Source organism: Archangium gephyra, assembly GCF_049060025.1.
Classification (GTDB): Bacteria; Myxococcota; Myxococcia; order Myxococcales; family Myxococcaceae; genus Archangium; species Archangium gephyra_A.
On the sequence record NZ_JBMEQQ010000002.1, the window covers coordinates 8,738,159 to 8,755,222 of the forward strand.

Genomic DNA, 17,064 nt, shown 5'->3' on the forward strand with positions numbered 1-17,064 from the left:
GAGGCCTGGAAGCGCGCCGGGCCCCTGCTGGACACCTATGCCCGGGCCTGGGCCGCGCAGACCCGGGACAACTGTGAGGCCACGCGCGTGCGCGCCACGCAGCCGGAGGCGGACTACCACCTGCGCGACACCTGCCTGCAGCGGCGGCGTGACGAGTTGCGCGCGCTGGGGGACCTGCTCGCCCAGGCGGACGACGAGGTGGCGGGCAAGGTGATGCAGGCCGTGCAGTCGCTGAGCCCCGTCACGCAGTGCGGCCCCGGCGCGGCAGGGGCCCCCGCCGCGGTGCAGGAGCCCGGGGACTCCGCCCCCACGCTGTGGGCCCAGGTGGCGCGGGCGCGGGTGCTGCGCGCCGCGGGCCGCTACACCCAGGGCATCGCCCTGGCGAAGGACGCCGCGGAGCGGGCCGCGCCGGGCTCCCCGCTCCAGGCGGAGGCCCTGCTGTGGCTCGGCGTGCTGTGGAGCGCGGGAGGCGATGCCCGGGCGGCGGAGAAGAGCCTCGACGAGGCTCTGCTCGCGGCCGCGCGCTCGCGGCAGCGGGAAGCTCGAGGCGTGGGCGTGGATCCACCTCATCAACGCGGTGGGCGTGCAGCAGGGGCGCGTCGAGGACGGACAGCGCTACGCGCGCCACGCGGACGCGGTGCTCGAGTCGCTCGGAAGGCCGGCCCGGCAGGAGATGGCGCTGTCCATGTTCCTGGGCCAGCTCTCCTGGCGCGCGGGCAAGCCCGTGGAGGCGCTGCGGTACCTGGAGCACACGCTGGCCCTGCAGGAGAAGGAGCTCGGCCCCGAGCATGTGGACCTGGCCCTCACGCTGAACACGATGGCCGTCGTCCAGCTCGGACAGACGCGGCTGGCCGAGGCGCGCAAGACGTCCGAGCGCGCCCTGGCGCTGCGCGAGAGGTTGCTCGGCCCGGAGCACCCGGAGGTGGGGGCCTCGCTGCACGTGCTGGGCGCCACCGTCCGGCAGATGGACGAGCTGCCCACGGCGCTCGCCCTCACCCAGCGGGCCCTCGGCCTGCGCGAGCGGGCCCTGGGGCCCGACCACCCGGAGGTCGCCTCCTCCGCCAACAACGCCGCCGTCATCCTCACGGAGCTGGGCCGCCTGGAGGAGTCCCGCCCGCTGCTCTTGCGCACCCTCTCCATCCGCGAGCGCGTCCAGGGGCCGGAGCACCCGGAGACGGGCACCGCGCTCAACGGCCTGGGCGTGCTCGCCTTCCTCCAGCACGACAACCAGGAGGCGCTCCGCTACTTCCAGCGCTCCCTGGCCATCAAGGAGAAGTCGCTGGGCAAGGAGCACCTGAGCGTCGCCCTGGCCGTCTGCAACATCGCCATCGTGCTGCACCGCCTCGGCCGCGGCCATGAGGCCCTGGCATGGCATCAGCGTGCGCTGGACTTGCGCCTGAAGGCCTTTGGCGAGCGGCACGACGACGTCGCGTACTCGCTCGCGGAGCGGGGCGAGGTGTACCGCGCGCTGGGCCGGCTCCCGGAGGCGTGGGACGACTACGCGCGCGCCCTGCGCATCTACCAGGCGCTGGGGCGGGAGAAGATCTCCACCATGGCCGCGCCCCTGCGCGGCATGGCCGAGGTGCACCTGGCACGCGGGCACGGCCCCGAGGCCGTGGCCCTCTTCGAGGAGGCCCTGACGCTGCTGGAGTCCATTCCCGCCACGGCCCAGGACATCGCCGAGGCGCGCTTCGCCCTGGCCCGGGGGCGGTATGCCACGGGCCGCCGCGCGGAGGCGCTCGCCGGAGCCCACCAGGCCCGCGCGGAGCTCGAGTCCGTGGGCGAGTCTGGCCAGCACTCGCTCGCCCAGGTGCGCGCGTGGCTGGCCCGGCACGAGCGGCGCACCGCCGCGCCGGGCCCGGCCGCCACGGCCCGCTCCGGGGGCGAGGCGCGCCGGTGAGCTGACACAGGTGTGTCGTCACGTGTCAGCCGTCAGGAAATGACACGTCCCCGTAAGTAGGCGGATTTCAAGGCATTCGGGCTTTCCTGGAATGTGGCGGATGCTGGCACAGCGGTTGCCAGTGCGTGGGGCGAAGTCCCCCCTTCCCCCTGCAAAGGATTGCCCGTGAAAGAAATCAGAAGAGTGTTGTGGCGAGGAGGCGCCCTGGCCGTGGTTCTCGCGGCCTCCCCCGCGCTCGCGGCGACCACCACCATTGTCGCGCAGCACTCGAACAAGTGCCTGGACGTCCGGGGCGGCCCGACGGCCACCCAGGACGGCGCGCTCATCGAGCAGTGGAGCTGCACGGGCCAGGCCAATCAGGCCTGGACGCTGACGGACCGGGGCGGAGGCCAGTACCAGCTCGCCGCCGCCAGCAGCGGCAAGTGCGTGGAGGTCATCAACGGCGCCACCGGCAACGGCGCGGGCATCCAGCAGGCGACGTGTTCGGGCCAGCCGAGGCAGCTGTGGACGCTCAACAGCAAGGGAAGTGGCCGCTATGAAATCGTCGCCGTCAACGGCGGGCGCTGCCTGGATGTGACGGGCGGCCCCACCGCCACCGGGGACGGCGTCCTGACAGAGCTGTGGGACTGCACCGGCGAGGCCAACCAGTCCTGGGCGCTGACGGCGCCCACCGCGCCGCCGCAGTCCACCGCGAAGCCGCTGGTCGCGAAGCACTCCGGCAAGTGCCTGGACGTGCGCGGCGGCGTGACGGCCCTCGCCAATGGCGACCGCATCGACCAGTGGAGCTGCACCGGCCAGGCGAACCAGGACTGGACGCTGAAGGACGTGGGCAGCGGGCAGTACCAGCTCATCGCGCGGCACAGCGGCAAGTGCCTGGAGACCATCAACGGCGGCACCGCCAACCTGACGGGCCTCCAGCAGTGGGACTGCAACGGCCTGCCCCGCCAGCTCTGGAGCATGCAGCCCATCGGCGCGGCGGGTGAGTACCGCTTCGTGCACGTCCCCAGCGGCCGCTGCCTGGACGTGACGGGCGGCCCCACCGCCACGGGCGACGGCGTGCTGATGGAGCTTCTGGGACTGCACCGGTGAGGCCAACCAGACGTGGACGGTGGGCACGCCCACCACGCCGCCCCCGGGCCCCACCACCTCCGGCCCCTACGGCCAGGACGCGAGCCAGTACGTGCTGACGTTCTCCGAGGAGTTCAACAGCGGCTTCGACACCAGCAAGTGGAACAACCACGTCTGGTACGAGAGCCCGAACCCCACCATCAACTACGCGGTGAAGAACGGCGTGCTGAAGATCTGGCCGCAGCGCGACGCGAGCGGGCGCTTCTTCAACCGCACCATCGACACGGACGGGAAGTACTACCAGACGTATGGCTTCTTCGAGATGGAGGCGAAGCTGCCCATCGGCCGCGGCGTGTGGCCGGCGTTCTGGCTGTTCAATCACCCGGGCGATCGCCGCCCCGAGATCGACATCATGGAAGCCTACCCGGGTGGTGGCCCCAACTCCGGCTGGGGTGACGCCAACCTGCACCCGGTCGCCTTCGCCGCGACGGTCTGGCCCAACGGCGGGGACAACCCCAGCGCCGGGCACAAGACGCTGCAGACGGTGGACCTGTCCGCGGGTTTCCACCGGTACGCGGTGAAGTGGGAGCCGGGGCGGCAGACGTTCTACTTCGACGGCCAGCCGTTCTGGACGGTGAACGTCAGCATGGCTGATCCGATGTACATCATGCTGGACCTGTGGTTCGGCAGCGCGAGCGGCACGCCGGACAGCACCACGCCCACCGGCGAGGGCAACTCCTTCGAAATCAACTACGTCCGCGCCTGGCGGTTCAAGTGAACCCCTGGAAGGTCTCCATGAAATCGCTCCAGAAACTGTCTGAGTTCTCGTACGGCGTCCTGCTTGCGTTCTTCCTCCTCGCGCTGAGCCCGGAGGCGTGGGCCCAGGGCACCACGGTGCATCGGCTGGGCACGCCGGGTCTGACGGCCGCGCCGGGCCAGTCCGTGACGCTGGCCATGCACTTCACCGCCGCGCCCCTGCCCGAGGACTACAACGTCTTCGTCATCTTCGTCGACGCCAGCGGCGTCAACCACGTCCCGGCCGGCGCGGACCACTTGCCGCCCGTCGCCACCTCCCGGTGGAGCGGCACCGTCGCCTACAACCACACGGTGGCGCTGCCGTCCACGATGCCGCGCGGCACCTACTCCATCCGCGTCGGCCTCTACCAGCCGCGCTCGCCCTGGGGCCGCGTCTCGCTGGGCATGGGCACGGGCGTCACCGTCGACGACCAGCTCCGCTACACCGTCGGCACGCTCACCGTGGGCTCGGCCACGTCCGAAATCCTCCAGCTCGCCACCCTGAGCCTCTCCGCGCAGCCCGGGCAGAGCGTGACGCTGGGCATGCGGTGGAACGCCGTGCCGCAGGGCCAGGACTATCACGTCTTCGTCCACTTCGTGAATGCCAGCGGCACGCAGATGCCCCTCAGTGGTGACCACCTGCCGCCGGTGAGCACGGCGACGTGGAATGGCGCCGTCTCCTACAACCGCACGGTGACGGTGCCGTCCAACTTCCCTGCCGGCCAGTACACCATCCGCGTGGGGCTCTACCCCATGGCCGCGCCGAACACCCGCATCGCCCTGCGGTCCGGGCCCGGCGTCACGGTGGACGGCGAGACGCGCTACACCGTCGGCACGCTCACCGTGGGCCAGACGCAGCCCACCACCACCCAGGTCCTGCAGCTGTCCAACCCGGCCCTGTCCGCGCAGGCGGGCCAGACGGTGACGCTGGGCATGCGGTGGAACGCGGTGCCCATGTCCCAGAACTACTACACCTTCGTCCACTTCGTGAACGCGAGCGGCGTGCAGATGCCCCTCAGCGGCGACCACCTGCCGCCGGTGGACACCTCCGTCTGGAGCGGGGCCATCTCCTACAACCGCTCGGTGACGGTGCCCACGAACTTCCCGGCGGGGAAGTACACGATTCGCGTGGGCCTCTACCCCACGTCCGCCCCCAACAACCGCGTCACGCTGGCGGCGGGGCCGGGCGTCACCGTGGACAACGAGACGCGCTACATCGTCGGCACGCTCGACGTCACCGGCGTCACGACGACCCCGGGCGGGCCGGTGGGCCAGGACGCGAGCCAGTACGTGCTGACGTTCTCCGAGGAGTTCAACAGCGGCTTCGACACCAGCAAGTGGAACAACCACATCTGGTACGAGAGCCCGAACCCCACCATCAACTACGCGGTGAAGAACGGCGTGCTGAAGATCTGGCCGCAGCGCGACGCGAGTGGGCGCTTCTTCAACCGCACCATCGACACGGACGGGAAGTACTACCAGACGTATGGCTTCTTCGAGATGGAGGCGAAGCTGCCCGTCGGCCGTGGCGTATGGCCGGCGTTCTGGCTGTTCAATCACCCGGGCGACCGCCGCCCCGAAATCGACATCATGGAAGCCTATCCGGGGGGGGGCCCCAACTCCGGCTGGGGTGACGCCAACCTGCACCCGGTCGCCTTCGCCGCGACGGTCTGGCCCAACGGCGCGAGCAATCCCAGCGCCGGGCACAAGACGCTGCAGACGGTGGACCTGTCGGCGGGCTTCCACACGTACGCGGTGAAGTGGGAGCCGGGGCGGCAGACGTTCTACTTCGACGGCCAGCCATTCTGGACGGTGAACGTCAGCATGGCCGACCCGATGTACATCATGCTGGACCTGTGGTTCGGCAGCGCGAGCGGCACCCCCGACAGCACCACTCCCACCGGTGAGGGCAACTCCTTCGAGGTCAACTACGTCCGCGCCTGGCAGTTCAGGTCCTCCGCGGCGGCGTCGGCCATCGACTAACTCGCGTATGTCCAGCGAGGCCACGCAGCAGCGGGTGGCCACGAAGCTGGCCCGCGTCATCCAGACGCTGGCCATCCAGGACTCACGGGGTGCGCGGCCGTGCTCGAATCACGGCCGCGCCGCCGTCACCTGCGCCCGCTTCGCGTTACAGGAGGGGCACACCCCTCGCCCCTTGCACGAGAAGGCGACGAGCAGTTCGTCCTTGCAGCTCTCGCAGCGCACCCGGAAGGGTGAAGTATCCTCCTCCGGCGAGCCAGCATGAAGCGGGCTCCGGGAGGCGCGCGATGAGCCGACACTGGTGGGTGGGGATGTCCGGGTTGGGGCTGCTGCTCTGGGCGGGAGCGGGCCTGGCGGCGCCCTCTGGCGGGGGGAGCATCTCCGGGACGGTCCGCGCCCCGGCCGGGCAGCGCACCCTGCAGAAGACCTTCGTGGTGGCGTGCTGGGCGCCGCAGGGGCCATGCCAGCAGAAGGCGCCACAGACGAAGGCAATCGTGGTCGACTCCCGCGGGCCCGAAGCCGCCTTCGAGGTGGGGGGGCTGGTGGCTGGGCAGTACCTCGTCATCGCGCTCCGGGACGTGAACGGGAGCGGCGGCGAAGATGCCGGCGACTGGGCCGGGCACGTGGCCGCCGCGGACGGCTCGCCGCGGATCGTGCAGGTGGGCGAGCGGGTGGAGATCTCGCTCTCCGTGGTGGGGCAGAAGCCGCCGGCTGGGGGCACGCCCCCGGTTTCCGGGACACCGCCCGCGCCCGCGCCGGCTCCCTCCCCGATGGCCAAGGGGCCGGTGGCGCCGGGGAAGGGGGGGCTGTCGGGTATCTACCTGGGCGTGAAGCGGCAGCTCGTGGCGCCCGGGCCGGGCAGCTCCGTGCAGCAGGGAATCACCTGGATGCCGCAGCAGGACTGGATCACCTTCTTCCCGGATGGGCGGGTATACGCCGCGCTGCCGCCCCATGGGCTGGCCGTCCCCTTCGACTGGTCGTTATGCGGGGAGGGATTCACCTGGTGCCCCACCTACTCGGTGAAGGGGGACGACATCCGCGTGACCTGGACCTCCGGCTTCGAGAAGCGGTTCACGCGGCAGAAGGGCGGCGCGCTCCAGCACGCGGGCGTGGACTTCGTGCGGCTCGAGCCGCTGGATGGGCTCCTGCTCGACGGCCGCTACCAGTCGGTGGGCAACGAGTACCGTACCGGCTTCATCATCTTCCGCAAGGACGGTACCTTCGAGGATCGCGGCTTCGCGCGCGAGCTGGACCTGGCGCCGGGCGGACGCGCGGGTGGAACGGGGTGGTACGTCATCCGAGCGAACATGCTGGAGCTGCGGTACGCGGACGGCGCGGTGGCGCGCACCAGCGTCTACGCGCTGCCCGGCGAGGCGCCGCGGGTCCTGTGGTTCCGCGCCTGGGACTACCACCTCCATCGGTGATGTCCGTGTGCGTTCTCCTCCCGAGTGTCGAGAGGAGAGGCCGTTCACGGGGTACACCTGAAGGTCATGCTCTGCCGTCCCGCGCCAGCACCGGGCCTGGTCTGACGGTGTGGCGGCGGGTGTCTCCACCCCGGTCGGCCCTCCGGCGGATGACGCGGGGCGGAGGCCGGGGTATGTGGTGCACGGAACCCCGAAGTCTGAAGAGGGCTGCATCCGTGGCTTCTCCCGCCGTGCATCTCACGAAGGACAGTGCTGCTCACCCGAATCCAACGGCCGAACCGGAGCACCCGGGGGACGCGCCGCGCTTCCGCGGAGCCCGCTCGGGGCTGCTCCGGCTCTGGCATTGGCTGATGGCGCTCTCGGTGACGGGGCTCGCCTCCACCTGGCTGCTGCGCAAGACCTTCCTGAGCTACAAGGGGAACGCCGTCCTCCTTCAACAGAAGCTGCTGGAGTCCGGCATCACCCTGGATGACGAGAAGGCCCTCGCCCTTGGCCGGAGCCTGCGCGCGGGGATGTGGCAGTGGCACTACTACTTCGGCTTCACGCTGGCGGCGCTGCTGGTGCTGCGCCTCGTGGTGCGTGAGCCCCTGCCGTTCCGCGCGCTGAAGGCCTCCTCCTGGGAGTACCGCGCCGCGAAGGTGAGCCAGGCCCTCTTCTATGCCGTCATCTGCGGGATGGCCGTGAGCGGCCTCAGCATCTACTTCAAGGAGACGCTGGGCCTGGGCAAGGACCTGGTCGGCAAGCTCAAGGAGGCGCACGAGCTGGTCGCCTGGTTCATCGTGGTGTACGCGGTGGCGCACCTCGCGGGGGTCATCCGGGCGGAGCTTCTCCCATTCACCCGGGCTGGTCTCGGACATGATCGGCAAGGGTCCCAAGCCGGAGGACGGCTCGCGGTGAGGTGGGCCTCGTTCCTCGAAGGGTGAGGGACCGCGGATTGGAGCGCCAGTGGCTCGGCGTTCAAGGCCGGGGAGGGGCCGCAGGAGGGCGCGCACCGGGCCACGCGGGGCGTTCAGCCGGCCCGCGTGGCACCGGGGTGGACCGGGAGGCGGCGGCGAGCCGCCGTGGCCTCTCAGGGAATCAGTTGCAGGTCGTCGATGTAGAGCGTGCCCTGATCGACGCCCGACTGGTCCTGGATGTAGATCTCGCGGAGCGTGCCGCCGCTCACCGCGAGCGTGCTCAACGGGATGACGAGCTGCTGCCAGGTGCCCGGCTGGATGGCGTGGCCCAGCGCCTGGTCCAGGCGGATCTCCCCGAGGGAGCTCGAGCCGTTGGTGAGGAGGATGCGCGCGATCTGCTCGCCCGAGGTGCCACCGTGCACCCACAGCGAGAGGGTCTTGTAGCGGCTCAGGTCCACGCCCGCGCTGGAGTGGAAGTAGAGGGCCGACCAGCCATCCAGCTCGACGGAGAGGGCGGCCGTGCCCGCGTGGACGATGCCATTCGCATAGAGGTTGTGCGTGGCCCAGCTCCAGTCATCGAAGCCGGCGGCGAGGCCATCCGCGTAGAGCGAGAAGGCAGACGGCGGCGGGGGAGGCGGGGGCGTGCTGGCCTTCACCAGCCGGATGTCGTCGAAGTACACGGTGGCCTGGTCTGCGCCCGTGGCGTCCTGGAGGTAGATGTCGCGCACGGTGCCGGTGGACAGGCCCACGGTGCTCAGCGGAACGACGACCTTCTGCCACGTGCCCGCCAGGATGGGGTGGCCCAGCACCGCGTCCAGCCGCACCGAGCCGAGCAGCTGCGAGCCGTCGTAGAACGCCAGCCGCACGCCCTGGCCCCCCGTCGTACCGCCGTGCACCCACAGCTCGAGGGCCGAGAACTGGTTCGCGGCCAGCCCCGTGTTGTGGTGCAGGAAGAGGGCGTTCCAGCCATCGAGCTCGGCGGAGATGGACGTCAGGCCGCTGTGCACCACGGTGCGGTGGGCGAGGCTGTGCGTGGCATAGCTCCAGTCCGCGAAGCCATCGCCCGTGGCGTCGTCATAGACGATCGCGTTGCCGGAGGTGTCCCCCGTCAGTCCATCCATCAGCGCCACGCCCTGCGCGACGGTGACGGGCTGGAGGTTCTTCGTCTGGAGGTAGTCGAGGATGGCCTCGAAGTTGGCCTGGTTGATCTCCGTCGACTGGGTGGGCGTGCCGCTCACGAACTGGTGGAAGGTGAGGATGAGCCAGCTTCCATCGGCGGCGGCGCTGTCGATCCACCCGCGCACGGTGTCCACGGTGACGGCGCTGTTCACGTCGTAGGCGCGGAGCTGGAGGATGTTCGAGTCCTTGAAGTTCTGCCCGCCGTTCACCGTGCGGTGGCTGCCGTAGTACTTCTGGAGGGTGGTCAGCACGCTCGCGTTGTAGGCGCCATAGGGCGAGGAGAACGAGGGCACCGCCTGCAGGCCGAACTGCGTCTTCAGCCACGCCTGCGAGTCGCGCAGCTCGGTCTCCATCTCCGTGGCGGACAGGGTGGTGAGATCCCGGTGCGTCATCGTGTGGGCGCCGATCTCGTTGCCCTCGGCGATGAGCGTCTGGATTTGCGGCACCGTCATGTAGCCGGTCCATCCGTTGCGGATGCCCTCGGTGACCAGGAAGTAGGTGGCGGGGATGCCGCGCGCGTTGAGCGCCGGGCGCGCTCCCGTGAACTGCGACGGCCAGCCGTCATCCAGCGTGATGCTCACCATGCCCTGCTGGAACGGCGTCGAGGCCCACGCGGGTCCCGCTCCCACCAGCAATGCCAACACGAGCCCGCACAGCACTCGATGCAACCCGGTCAATCCGTTCATCTGCACCCTCATGTGATGGATCCCCCTCATCCGAACGGCGGCCATCATAGAGAATGCGAAGGAAAAACAAGGAATACCTTTATTCCTTCAATCTCACCATGGCAGGCCCACTCACCCCATGAAGCGAGGTCGATGATCATGAGCAACGAATCCGTCACCCCCATCTACACCCTGGTGCGTGGCGAGGATTGGCGGGCCGCCGAAGCCATGGGCGAGTACCGCGGCAGCGCCGACGACACGCGGGACGGCTTCCTGCATTTCTCCACCGCCGCTCAGGTGCGTGCCAGCGCGGCCAGGCACCGCGCCGGAGAGCCGGACCTGTTCCTGGTCGAGGTGGACGCCGCCGCGCTCGGAGATGCCCTGCGCTGGGAACCGGCCGCCAGCGGCTCCCGCCCCGGCCTGTTCCCTCACCTCCATGGCCCGCTTCCGCTCGGGGCCGTGCGGAGCGTCACGCCGCTGCGGTTGAACCCGGACGGGACGCACACCTTCCCGGCCGGGATCGTCTAAGCCAGGAGACGGTGGCTCAGGCCGGAGGCGGGAGGTGCCGCAGGTGCAGCCGGCTCCCGTCGAACCGGGCGATGTCACCGGGATTCCAGGCCAGCGCTTCCGTCGAGGCGCCCTGCTGCAGGAGCCCCGCGCGAACCTCGGCGAGCAGGTCCGCATCCGCGTCCTGCCCGATGCCCTGGAACATGTGCGCGTACGGAAGGAAATAGCGGGCCTGGGCCGCGGCGCAGGCCTGGGCCACGCCCCGGGTGCCCAGCGTCATCGACGGCAAGGCCCCCTCCCGGGCCTGCTGGTGCATGGCCTGGAGGCGCTCGAACGGCAGCGTCAGCGCGTACTGCGGCAGTCCGACGTTGATGCCCTCGGGGAACGAGCGGCAGTTGCTCAGCACGACGTCGACGGGGCCTCGCCGCGCCGTGTTCTGGCGCACCGCCTCCACCATGTCCCCCATCGCATCCACGCCACTGTCGACGAGCAGCAGCGCGCTGAACTGGGGACAGGTGATGCGGTAGCAGTTGCCCCAGCTGCGCACCCCCTCGGCCGGCCCGGGCGCGCCCCGGGTGGGCTGCTCGCCATAGAAAGGCAGCACGTCGATCTCGATGTCCCCCACGCGCACGGTGCTGTGCCAGGCCACGGCCCGGGCCTGCTGGAGCCCGGCGCGCTGGAGCGACTGCGTGAAGTCCTCCATGCTGAGCAGGTTGGGCCGGGGGACTTCGGGAACCAGGATGGGAATGCTCCGGTTGCCCACGTAGCGCAGGATGGACGGCAGGTGCCAGTGGTCCTCATGCGGGTGGGTGATGAGGATGGCGTCCGGCTCGAACGGCGCCGCTTCCCGGGGGTAGCGCGAGAAGTTCGTGCTCTCTCCGAGGGTATACACCTGGGGATCGAACAGCAGCGTGGTGGTCTGTGAGCGGATGGCCAGGCTGGCGTGCTCCCGGCGGTAGATGCCGGGCGCGTCCACCGCCGGCCAGGTGCCGTAGGCCGCTTCGTCCTCGGCGGGCTCGAGGCAGGTTCCGAAGGCCGCGGCCAGCCGGGGCGGCAATCCCGCGGCCGCCATGGCCCGGAGCCCTTCCACATCGTCGCTGGCGCCAGCGGCCCGCAGCAGCTGGGCCACCCACGGCACGGACGCCACGGGCATCCTCGCTCCGGCCTGCACCACGCCCTGGCCTCGCTTCGCCTGCACGGAGAAGGTCCACTCGCCTATCGGCGCGGTGAAGCACTCGAAGAGCAGGGCATCCGTCGCGGGACGCCCCCCTTTCTCGATCTCCTCCGGGCGGAAGAAGGCGGCGGGGAGCTTCTTCGCCTCGATGAGGGCCTCGAGCCGGCGCCGGCACTCCCCCGGCTCGAACCTCGCATCCATCCACTGCCTCAACAGGACATCGGCCGGAATGGCTGGAAACGTGGGCCGCAGATTCACCACGGTGCTGCCAGACAGAGGCATGGGAACTCCGAAGCAAGGTGCGCGCACCGCTCAGCAGCGGCTCGCCGCCGTCCTCGCCAGACTACCACGGCCCCCTCCTTCCTGGACCCGTGATTCCCCGTCTCCCCGCTCTATCTATTACCCCCCCTTGACGGCTGTTACGGAATTTTATACGTTTTCAATCGAAAGCGCGGCAAGCGGATGCATCCTGCTTTCCGGGTTTTCGTACCCCCGTAGTGCAAGGAGTTGCCCATGAGCGTCGATATCGTCCGTGCGTGGAAGGATGAGCAGTACCGCATGAGCCTCACCGAGTCCGAGCGGGCCAACCTGCCGACCAACCCCGCGGGCATGGTGGAGCTGACCGACGCGGACCTCGACGGCGTTGCCGGCGGCCTGGAGCGCGACGCGGTGATCGACGTCTCCGTCGGCAAGACCTCCTGTTGCACCTCCACGGCGGCGACGGCCTGCTGCTAGGCCTCACCCTCGTCCGCTGTCCGGACCGGAGGCCTCCAGCCTCCGGTCCTCGAGTTGTCAGGCGAGTTCCAGGTTCCTTGGGTTTGCTGGGACTTCGCTGAATTCAGTGCCGTGCTGTTGACACCCATTACTTTTGCTGGCACGTTAGTCCTGCAAAACACGGAAGAGCATCTTGGCAGGACTTCCGGGTTTGCATGCCGTCGCTGTCTCCACCCCCCGTAGTGCAAGGAGTTGCCCATGAGCGTCGATATCGTCCGTGCGTGGAAGGATGAGCAGTACCGCATGAGCCTCACCGAGTCCGAGCGGGCCAACCTGCCGGCCAACCCCGCGGGCATGGTGGAGCTGACCGACGCGGACCTCGACGGCGTTGCCGGCGGCCTGGAGCGCGACGCGGTGATCGACACCTCGATCGGCAAGACCTCCTGCTGCACCTCCACGGTGGCGACGGCCTGCTGCTAGGCCCAACGTCTTCCGTTGGTTGAAATCACCAGGCGCGCGGACTGCTATCATGCATCCGTGCGCCGTTTGCTTTCTGGCCCCAGGGATATTCCGTGATCGATTCCGCCTTCGCCTCACCCGCGTGGTTCCGCGCGATGACGCTTCGGGAGCGCCAGGAGAAACTGGGGACGGTACCGGCCCCGGAGGGCGCCAGGGCCCAGGAGGCGGACCGGCTGCTGGAGAAGTGGCGCGACAAGGAGCCCTTCAAGTCCGGAGCCCTGGCCTTCGAGCAGCGCTTGAAAGAGGACGGCCTGAGCGAGGCGCAACTGCGCTACCTGCTCACGGAATCACCGGAGCAGCTCCAGCAGCGGTTCCAGGGGCACCTGCCGTGGCTCTCCGCCTGGCGCGAGGCCTTCTCCCAGCCCGCCTCGTCCACCCCGGAGCCCTTCCCGGTTCAGGCCAGTCTCCAGAAGATGCCCGTGGTGGGTTTCCTGGAAGCGCTGCGGCCGCTCATCGAGCGGGCGCGAGCCCGCGTCCAGGCCCAGGTGCGGGAGCTGGCCCGCGCCCATCAGGCCCTGCTCTTCGATCCGGACTCCATCGAGGCGCTCCTCTTCTCCACCCTGCCTCCCCGGCTGCTGGAGCGCATCAACCGCACGATGGTGCTGGAGATGAACGTCGCCCGGCTCCAGGGCCGGCTGAGCGGAGAGAGTGGGGAGGAGCGCTTCCGCCACTTCGTCCAGTCCCTGCGCGACCCCCAGACCGTCCTCACCCTCTTCCAGGAGTACGCGGCCCTGGCCCGGCTGTGCTCGACCATCATCGAGCAGTGGAGCACCAACACCATCGAGCTCCTCACGCGGCTCGCCGTGGACGGGCCCGCCCTGCGCCAGACGTTGCTGACGGGCGCGCCGGGCCTGCTCGAGTCGATCTCCGGAGCGGCGGGGGACTCGCACCACGAGGGCCGCTCGGTGCTGACCCTCACGTTCTCCTCGGGCGTCAAGCTCGTCTACAAGCCCCGCTCCCTCGCGGTGGACGCGCACTTCCAGGAACTGCTGGCCTGGTGCAACACGCACGAGTCCCTGCCGCCCTTCCGGCTGTTGCGGCTGCTGCCGCGCGACGGCTACGGGTGGAGCGAGTTCGTGGAGGCCCGGCCCTGCGGCTCCGAGCAGGAGGTGGAGCACTTCTACCTGCGGTTGGGCGCGCACCTGGCGCTCTTCCATCAACTCGGTGGCATGGACATGCACTACGAGAACCTGATCGCCGAGGGGGAGCACCCGGTGGTCGTGGATCTCGAGACGCTCTTCCACCCCCATCTCACCGACCGGTTCGACTTCCGCACCGGGGAAGAGCGGCTCTTCAACCAGGCCATCGACTACTCCGTCACCCGCATCGCCCTGTTGCCCCTCATCTCCTGGATCCGGGAAGATCATGAGGGGGTGGACGTGGGCGGCATGGGCTCCCCGGAGGGAAAGCTCTCCCCGCGCAAGATGCTCTACTGGGAGGATCAGGGCCATGACACCATGCACCATGGCCGCAAGCGCGTGGTGATGAAGGGGGCCGCCAATCTCCCCACGCTGCGCGGTGAGGCGGTGGACCTGCCCCGCTACTACGACGCGCTGTGCGAGGGCTATGCGCGCATGTGCCGCCTCGTCATGCGCGAGCGCGACGCGCTGCTCGCCCCCGGCGGGCCCGTCCAGCGCTTCGCCCAGGATGAGATCCGCGTGCTGTTGCGCTCGACGCAGACCTATTACGTGCTCCTCCAGGAGAGCTATCACCCGGACCTGCTGCGCGATGCCGTGGAGCGGGACCGGTACTTCGACGGGTTGTGGACGGGAGTCACGGTCCGGCCCTTCCTGGACCGCGTGGTGGCCGCCGAGCGCATGGCCCTGCACTGCGGAGACATTCCGCGCTACGCCTCGCGTCCGGACACGAAGGACCTCTGGAGTGGCCCCGGCGAGTGCTTCCCCGGCATGCTGTGGACCACGGGGCTCGAGTCCGCCCTGGCCCGCATCCGGGCACTGGATGAGGCCACCGTGGAGCGCGATCTGTGGTGGATCCGCGCCTCGCTCCTGTCCACCATGAATGGCGTTGCGCTGGAGCAGCCGCGGCAGCCCCATGCCCCCAGCGCCCCGGGGCCGGTGGAGCCCTCCCGGCTCGTCGAGGCGGCGCGCGTCATCGGCGACCGGCTCCTCACCCTGTCCTTCTCTCATGAGGGAGTGCTGTACTGGATGGGCACGCGCCAGGGCGACAAGGACCGCTGGCCCTTCAGCCTGATGAAGCTCGACCTGTATGGCGGGATGCCGGGCCTCACCCACTTCCTGGCGCGGTTGGGCCAGGTGAGCGGCGAGGCGCGCTTCACCCAGGCCGCGCGTCAGGCCACCGAGAGCATGCTGCGGATGGTGGACTGGTCCCCCGCGCGCGAGGCCGTGGGTGGCTTCGAGGGCTGGGGCGGCGTCATCCACACGCTGGCGCATCTGGGCTCGCTCTGGAACGAGCCGTCGCTCTTCACCCAGGCGGAGGCCATCGCCGAGACGCTGGGCCCGGCCATCGAGAAGGACCGCCACCTGGATGTCATCCGGGGCGTGTCCGGGTGCATCGGCGGGCTGCTCGCGCTGCACCGGGTGACGGGCTCGGCCTCCACGCTCGCCCTGGCGGTGCGCTGCGGGGAACACCTGCTGGCCCACCAGCGGCCTCAACCCCAGGGCGGAGCCGCGTGGATGACGGAGATTGCCTCGGAGCAGCCGCTCAGCGGCTTCTCCCATGGCGCTTCGGGCATGGCCTGGGCCCTGCTGGAGCTCGCCCAGTCCTCGGGGCAGCCGCGCTTCCGCGACGCGGCCCGTGAGGCCCTCGCCTATGAGCGCACGCTCTTCTCGCCCGAGCGGCGCAATTGGAGGGATCCGCGCACCGCCTCGGCTTCCAGCGCCTTCACCTGCGCGTGGTGCTACGGCGCCCCGGGCATTGGCCTCGCGCGGGCGCACGCGCTGCGGCACCTGGACGAGCCCGCGTTGCGCGAGGAGCTGCGCGCCGCGGTGGAAGGCTCGATGGAGCGCGGCTTTGGCTACAACGAGTCGTTGTGCCACGGCGACCTCGGCAACCTGGAGCTGCTCCTGCAAGCCCAGGCACTCGGCGAGGGGCCCGCCAGCCTGGATGCCTTCGTGGCGAGCACCCTGGAGTCGGTGCTCGCACGGGTCCAGCGGCGGACCTGGCGGTGCGCGGTGCCTCTGGGAATCGAGACGCCCGGCTTGATGCTCGGTCTGTCGGGCATCGGTTGGGGGCTGCTGCGCGCCGCGGCGCCTGACCGTGTGCCCAACATCCTGATGCTCGAGTCCCCGGTGCCAAGCACGAAGTGATCCGGTAGGCTACGGGCCGATGTCTCCACGACTCTTGCTAGTGGGAATGACCCTCGCACTGGCGGCGGGTCTGTTGTGGATGAACCGGGACTCGGTGCGCCGCGAAGCACTTCCTCCGCCCACGGTGAGCCACCTCCCGGAGCCAGCCCCCGCGGCGGCTCCAGCGGGAGCGGGGTTCATCGGCGTCGTGGTCGCCGACGGCAGCGTGGAGCTCTCCGCCAGCCTCGCGGCCCGCCTGGACAAGGTGGCGGTGCGGGTGGGGGACCGGGTGCGCAAGGGCAGTGTCCTGGCCCAGCAGGACGTGCGCGCCCTCGAGCACGAGCTGGCCATCAACCAGGCGGGCCTGCAGATGGCCCTCGCGGATGAAGAGGTGGCACGGCTCGCGCTCGTCTCGGCCCAGGAGTCGCTCCAGCGAGGAGCGGGCTCCAAGCTGGTGGACCTGGGCGCCATCTCCGAGGAGGAGCGGGCCAGGCTGCGCTACGCGGAGCAGACGGCCGCGGCGAAGCTGAACGCCGCCCAGGCGCAGGTGCAGAACCAACGGGCCCGGGTGGAGCAGCTCCGGCTGCGCATCTCCGAGGCCTCCCTGCGCGCGCCCTTCGACGGACGGGTGGCCCGGCGCTACCTGGATCCGGGCACGATGGTGGCCGCGGGAAGCCCCATCCTCCACCTCATCAGCGAGGGGCCGCAGCTGGTGCGCCTGGCCATCCCCGAGGAGGAGGCCGCCCGGGTGACGGTGGGCACGCCGGTGCGCCTGAGTGCGCGCGGCCAGGCCCGGGAGCTGCGCGGCCGGGTGGAGAACGTGGCCCCGGAAGTGGATGCCGCCTCGCGGATGGTGCTGGCCATCGCCAGCGTGACTCAGGAGGACGGCGCCTTGCTGCCCTTCGGTTCCGTCGTGCAGGTGTTCGTGGAGGACGCGGAGCGGGTGGGCCAACGCCCCGTCCCGTAGGGAGCCCACA

Annotated in this window: 13 protein-coding genes and 1 pseudogene; 11 read left to right on the top strand and 3 right to left on the bottom strand. The window is 70.1% G+C overall.

The window, feature by feature from the left end; genetic code table 11:
• Positions 1-472: 472 nt before the first annotated feature.
• From ACN28I_RS38225 to ACN28I_RS38240, 4 genes are all read left to right on the top strand, one after another.
• On the top strand, positions 473-1,900 hold the full coding sequence (locus ACN28I_RS38225) for a tetratricopeptide repeat protein (protein ID WP_420946831.1): 1,428 nt from the start codon (positions 473-475) through the stop codon (positions 1,898-1,900).
• 210 nt (positions 1,901-2,110) lie between these two features.
• Positions 2,111-2,989 (top strand): RICIN domain-containing protein, encoded by an 879-nt coding sequence (locus tag ACN28I_RS38230; RefSeq protein WP_420946832.1) that lies wholly within the window; start codon positions 2,111-2,113, stop codon positions 2,987-2,989.
• A gap of 19 nt (positions 2,990-3,008) precedes the next feature.
• A complete protein-coding gene (locus ACN28I_RS38235) occupies positions 3,009-3,746 on the top strand; it encodes a glycoside hydrolase family 16 protein (RefSeq protein ID WP_420946833.1) in 738 nt (245 codons plus the stop codon).
• Between the two features lie 17 nt (positions 3,747-3,763).
• Positions 3,764-5,746 (top strand): glycoside hydrolase family 16 protein, encoded by a 1,983-nt coding sequence (locus ACN28I_RS38240; RefSeq protein ID WP_420946834.1) that lies wholly within the window; start codon positions 3,764-3,766, stop codon positions 5,744-5,746.
• Positions 5,747-5,863: 117 nt separating this feature from the next.
• Here ACN28I_RS38240 and ACN28I_RS38245 read toward each other — a convergent pair.
• Positions 5,864-5,971: pseudogene (locus ACN28I_RS38245) on the bottom strand (transposase zinc-binding domain-containing protein); the annotation flags it as partial.
• 59 nt (positions 5,972-6,030) lie between these two features.
• Between ACN28I_RS38245 and ACN28I_RS38250 the strand changes: the two are divergent.
• Positions 6,031-7,167: a hypothetical protein gene (locus ACN28I_RS38250; RefSeq protein WP_420948912.1), complete on the top strand. Its 1,137-nt coding sequence runs from the start codon at positions 6,031-6,033 to the stop codon at positions 7,165-7,167.
• Between the two features lie 215 nt (positions 7,168-7,382).
• Positions 7,383-8,090, top strand: coding sequence for a cytochrome b/b6 domain-containing protein (locus ACN28I_RS38255; RefSeq protein ID WP_420946835.1), 708 nt, complete (start codon positions 7,383-7,385; stop codon positions 8,088-8,090).
• A gap of 146 nt (positions 8,091-8,236) precedes the next feature.
• Here the strand turns inward: ACN28I_RS38255 and ACN28I_RS38260 are convergent, their stop codons facing one another.
• The gene (locus ACN28I_RS38260) at positions 8,237-9,928 is read right to left on the bottom strand and encodes a polysaccharide deacetylase family protein (RefSeq protein ID WP_420946836.1); all 1,692 of its coding nucleotides are present in this window, start codon (positions 9,926-9,928) and stop codon (positions 8,237-8,239) included.
• A 138-nt stretch (positions 9,929-10,066) separates the two neighbouring features.
• Here ACN28I_RS38260 and ACN28I_RS38265 point away from each other — a divergent pair, with 138 nt between their 5' ends.
• The gene (locus tag ACN28I_RS38265; protein ID WP_420946837.1) at positions 10,067-10,435 is read left to right on the top strand and encodes a DUF952 domain-containing protein; all 369 of its coding nucleotides are present in this window, start codon (positions 10,067-10,069) and stop codon (positions 10,433-10,435) included.
• Positions 10,436-10,451: 16 nt separating this feature from the next.
• Here the strand turns inward: ACN28I_RS38265 and ACN28I_RS38270 are convergent, their stop codons facing one another.
• Positions 10,452-11,870 (bottom strand): MBL fold metallo-hydrolase, encoded by a 1,419-nt coding sequence (locus ACN28I_RS38270; RefSeq protein WP_420946838.1) that lies wholly within the window; start codon positions 11,868-11,870, stop codon positions 10,452-10,454.
• A 231-nt stretch (positions 11,871-12,101) separates the two neighbouring features.
• Here ACN28I_RS38270 and ACN28I_RS38275 point away from each other — a divergent pair, with 231 nt between their 5' ends.
• The 4 genes from ACN28I_RS38275 (at position 12,102) to ACN28I_RS38290 (ending at position 17,054) form a co-directional block, all read left to right on the top strand.
• Complete coding sequence (locus tag ACN28I_RS38275; protein WP_420946839.1) at positions 12,102-12,323, top strand: mersacidin/lichenicidin family type 2 lantibiotic; 222 nt, start codon at positions 12,102-12,104, stop codon at positions 12,321-12,323.
• 237 nt (positions 12,324-12,560) lie between these two features.
• Positions 12,561-12,782 (top strand): mersacidin/lichenicidin family type 2 lantibiotic, encoded by a 222-nt coding sequence (locus tag ACN28I_RS38280; RefSeq protein WP_420946840.1) that lies wholly within the window; start codon positions 12,561-12,563, stop codon positions 12,780-12,782.
• Positions 12,783-12,874: 92 nt separating this feature from the next.
• Positions 12,875-16,108, top strand: coding sequence for a type 2 lanthipeptide synthetase LanM family protein (locus ACN28I_RS38285; RefSeq protein ID WP_420946841.1), 3,234 nt, complete (start codon positions 12,875-12,877; stop codon positions 16,106-16,108).
• A gap of 46 nt (positions 16,109-16,154) precedes the next feature.
• The gene (locus tag ACN28I_RS38290) at positions 16,155-17,054 is read left to right on the top strand and encodes an efflux RND transporter periplasmic adaptor subunit (RefSeq protein WP_420946842.1); all 900 of its coding nucleotides are present in this window, start codon (positions 16,155-16,157) and stop codon (positions 17,052-17,054) included.
• Positions 17,055-17,064 lie beyond the last annotated feature (10 nt).